At 65.5% G+C, this 692-nt stretch carries 1 protein-coding gene; it reads left to right on the top strand.

The features are described from left to right. Nucleotides 1-59 precede the first annotated feature (59 nt). The coding region (locus ASG00_RS16435) for a glycosyltransferase (protein WP_235559066.1) at nt 60-692 on the top strand (633 nt) is incomplete at its 3' end.

Raw genomic sequence — 692 nt, 5'->3', positions numbered from 1 at the left:
CCCTGGTCGTCTATCGGTCGACCGACGTCGGAGTGCGGCGCGAGGTCGACTCCGCGGGGGTGGCCGACACGACCGAGACCTCCTTCGACATCCCCCTCGACGCCTACCGCGACGGCGGCTGGATCTGGTTCGACGTCATCGCCCAGTCCGAGATGGAGATCGACGGCGCTGAATGGACGAGCGACATCGAGCCGCCGCGCGACGGACGCGCATCGATCGGCGTGACCACGTACAACAAGCCGGCCTACTGTGTGAAGACCCTGCGCCAGATCGCCGATGCGCCGGATCTGCGTGACCTGGTCGACAGAATCTTCCTCGTCGACCAGGGCACCGACGCGGTGACTGATGCCACCGGGTTCGACGAGGTGGCCACCGCGCTGTCTGATCAGCTGGTGGTCATCACGCAGCCCAATCTCGGTGGGTCTGGCGGCTTTGCCCGCACGATGATCGAGTCGCTGTCGCGCCCGGAAACCGCTTTCGTCCAGCTGCTCGACGACGACGTCCTCATCGAGCCGGAGTCCGTGCGCCGATCGATCATGTTCGCGCGGTTCGCCTCACGACCGACGATCGTCGGCGGGCACATGTTCGACCTTCTGAACCGCCCCGTCCTTCACGCCTGGGCCGAGGTCGTCGAGTCAGCCCCGTTCATGTGGCGCAATCTGTATCAGGAACAGTTCCCGCACGACTTCAGT

The organism is Microbacterium sp. Leaf351 (assembly GCF_001423825.1).
GTDB lineage: Bacteria > Actinomycetota > Actinomycetes > Actinomycetales > Microbacteriaceae > Microbacterium > Microbacterium ginsengisoli.
The sequence above is the reverse complement of the archived record's forward strand: the minus strand, read 5'-3'. Positions and strand labels throughout refer to the sequence as shown.